The 3637-nt window shown below is 57.3% G+C and carries 2 rRNA genes (1 of these 2 cut by a window edge); both read left to right on the forward strand.

Annotation, left to right across the window (positions count from 1 at the left end):
- Window positions 1-148: 148 nt before the first annotated feature.
- A 16S ribosomal RNA gene (locus tag EV186_RS38635) occupies window positions 149-1665 on the forward strand.
- Window positions 1666-2045: 380 nt separating this feature from the next.
- Window positions 2046-3637: ribosomal RNA gene (locus tag EV186_RS38640) — 23S ribosomal RNA — on the forward strand; it runs 1622 nt beyond the window's last position.
- The 16S and 23S rRNA genes sit together here, the layout of an rRNA operon.

Here is a 3637-nt window from a genome sequence, read left to right on the forward strand (position 1 = left end):
TTGCGCGTGTGTTGTTTGAGAACTCAACAGTGTGCCGATAAACTTAAGCCAGTAGAGCTTATGTATGAAACCCCCTGTCAGGGGTTTCCTTTGAGATGGATTGATGCCAGTTTTTGGTGTCTTTTTGTCAGGTTTACCAAACTGTTCATTGTTGGAGAGTTTGATCCTGGCTCAGGACGAACGCTGGCGGCGTGCTTAACACATGCAAGTCGAGCGGTAAGGCCCTTCGGGGTACACGAGCGGCGAACGGGTGAGTAACACGTGGGTAACCTGCCCTGTACTCTGGGATAAGCCCGGGAAACTGGGTCTAATACCGGATACGACCTTCAACCGCATGGTTGTGGGTGGAAAGTTCCGGCGGTATGGGATGGACCCGCGGCCTATCAGCTTGTTGGTGGGGTGATGGCCTACCAAGGCGACGACGGGTAGCCGGCCTGAGAGGGCGACCGGCCACACTGGGACTGAGACACGGCCCAGACTCCTACGGGAGGCAGCAGTGGGGAATATTGCGCAATGGGCGAAAGCCTGACGCAGCGACGCCGCGTGAGGGATGACGGCCTTCGGGTTGTAAACCTCTTTCGACCGGGACGAAGCGCAAGTGACGGTACCGGTAGAAGAAGCACCGGCTGACTACGTGCCAGCAGCCGCGGTAATACGTAGGGTGCGAGCGTTGTCCGGAATTATTGGGCGTAAAGAGCTCGTAGGCGGTTTGTCGCGTCGGCCGTGAAAACCTGGGGCTTAACTCTGGGCTTGCGGTCGATACGGGCAGACTTGAGTTCGGTAGGGGAGACTGGAATTCCTGGTGTAGCGGTGAAATGCGCAGATATCAGGAGGAACACCGGTGGCGAAGGCGGGTCTCTGGGCCGATACTGACGCTGAGGAGCGAAAGCGTGGGGAGCGAACAGGATTAGATACCCTGGTAGTCCACGCCGTAAACGTTGGGCGCTAGGTGTGGGGTCCATCCACGGATTCCGTGCCGTAGCTAACGCATTAAGCGCCCCGCCTGGGGAGTACGGCCGCAAGGCTAAAACTCAAAGGAATTGACGGGGGCCCGCACAAGCGGCGGAGCATGTGGATTAATTCGATGCAACGCGAAGAACCTTACCTGGGTTTGACATGCACCAGACATCCCTAGAGATAGGGCTTCCCTTGTGGTTGGTGTGCAGGTGGTGCATGGCTGTCGTCAGCTCGTGTCGTGAGATGTTGGGTTAAGTCCCGCAACGAGCGCAACCCTCGTTCCATGTTGCCAGCGCGTTATGGCGGGGACTCATGGGAGACTGCCGGGGTCAACTCGGAGGAAGGTGGGGATGACGTCAAGTCATCATGCCCCTTATGTCCAGGGCTTCACACATGCTACAATGGCCGGTACAGAGGGCTGCGAGACCGTGAGGTGGAGCGAATCCCTTAAAGCCGGTCTCAGTTCGGATCGGGGTCTGCAACTCGACCCCGTGAAGTCGGAGTCGCTAGTAATCGCAGATCAGCAACGCTGCGGTGAATACGTTCCCGGGCCTTGTACACACCGCCCGTCACGTCACGAAAGTCGGTAACACCCGAAGCCCATGGCCCAACTCTTCGGAGAGGGAGTGGTCGAAGGTGGGACTGGCGATTGGGACGAAGTCGTAACAAGGTAGCCGTACCGGAAGGTGCGGCTGGATCACCTCCTTTCTAAGGAGCCAACTGCATCACAAGTTCCCGTGAGGGGTTGTGGTGGAGGGTTCGCGTTCTCGGCCGTACGTGTCGAGCGTGGACTGCTCATAGAATTGTGGAACTACTGGCTGAGCGGAAGCTCGGTGATTGTTGGTGGCGCGCTAGTACTGTGGGGTTTACTCCGCGTGGAAAACGACATCAGGGGTTACCGGGATCAAGCGTGTTTGTCCGGCACACTGTTGGGTCCTGAGACAACACACGAGAGTGTGGCTGGTCTTAGGCAGGTCAGCGAATCTCTGATGTTCAGACGGCCAGGTTTCTGGTGCTGTGTTCATCGTGAAAGAGATTGTGTCTGGTTGGTGTTTGAGAACTGTACAGTGGATGCGAGCATCTTTGTGGTGCAAGTTGTTAAGGGCATACGGTGGATGCCTGGGCATCAGGAGCCGATGAAGGACGTAGGAGGCTGCGATAAGCCTCGGGGAGCTGCCAACCAAGCTGAGATCCGAGGGTGTCCGAATGGGGAAACCCGGCCCCAGTCATGTGGGGTCACCCGCACCTGAATATATAGGGTGTGTGGAGGGAACGCGGGGAAGTGAAACATCTCAGTACCCGTAGGAAGAGAAAACAACCGTGATTCCGTGAGTAGTGGCGAGCGAAAGCGGATGAGGCTAAACCGTGCGCGTGTGATACCCGGCAGGGGTTGCGTGTGCGGGGTTGTGGGACCTAATGGTCACGTCTGCCGGCGTGACGGGAAGTCATAAAACATTGTTGCTAGCCGAAATGTGTTGGGAAGCCATACCGTAGTGGGTGAGAGTCCCGTAGGCGAAAGCGCGATGTCTTCCTGGTTGGGTATCCCAAGTAGCAGCGAGCTCGTGGAATTTGCTGTGAATCTGCCGGGACCACCCGGTAAGCCTAAATACTTCCTGATGACCGATAGCGGACAAGTACCGTGAGGGAAAGGTGAAAAGTACCCCGGGAGGGGAGTGAAAGAGTACCTGAAACCGTATGCCTACAAGCCGTCAGAGCCTTGTGGGGTGATGGCGTGCCTTTTGAAGAATGAGCCTGCGAGTTAGTGCTGCGTGGCGAGGTTAACCCGTGTGGGGTAGCCGTAGCGAAAGCGAGTCTGAATAGGGCGTTTAGTCGCGTGGTCTAGACCCGAAGCGGAGTGATCTACCCATGGCCAGGGTGAAGCGACGGTAAGACGTCGTGGAGGCCCGAACCCACCAGGGTTGAAAACCTGGGGGATGAGCTGTGGGTAGGGGTGAAAGGCCAATCAAACTCCGTGATAGCTGGTTCTCCCCGAAATGCATTTAGGTGCAGCGTCGCGTGTTTCGTGCTGGGGGTAGAGCACTGGATGGTCTAGGGGGCCTACAAGCTTACCGAAATCAACCAAACTCCGAATACCGGTACGTGAGAGCGCGGCAGTGAGACTGCGGGCGATAAGGTTCGTAGTCGAGAGGGAAACAGCCCAGAACACCAGCTAAGGCCCCTAAGTGTGCGCTAAGTGGGAAAGGATGTGGGGTCGCCCAGACAACCAGGAGGTTGGCTTAGAAGCAGCCACCCTTGAAAGAGTGCGTAATAGCTCACTGGTCAAGTGGTCCTGCGCCGACAATGTAGCGGGGCTTAAGCGTACCGCCGAAGCTGTGTCATTCCTACATATACATCCGCCAGAGCCTTGAGTTCTGGTGCAGTGGTAGGGATGGGTAGGGGAGCGTCCTGCAGCCAGGGAAGCGCCGGAGTGATCCAGGTGTGGAGGCTGTGGGAGTGAGAATGCAGGCATGAGTAGCGAATGCAGAGTGAGAAACTCTGCCGCCGGATGACCAAGGGTTCCTGGGCCAGGCTAATCCGCCCAGGGTAAGTCGGGACCTAAGGCGAGGCCGACAGGCGTAGTCGATGGACAACGGGTTGATATTCCCGTACCCGTGTGGATGCGTCCCTGGCGAGGTCAGTGATACTAACCGCCCAAAGCCGCGGAGGTCTTCGGACCGAA

The organism is Labedaea rhizosphaerae, assembly GCF_004362825.1.
Classification (GTDB): domain Bacteria; phylum Actinomycetota; class Actinomycetes; order Mycobacteriales; family Pseudonocardiaceae; genus Labedaea; species Labedaea rhizosphaerae.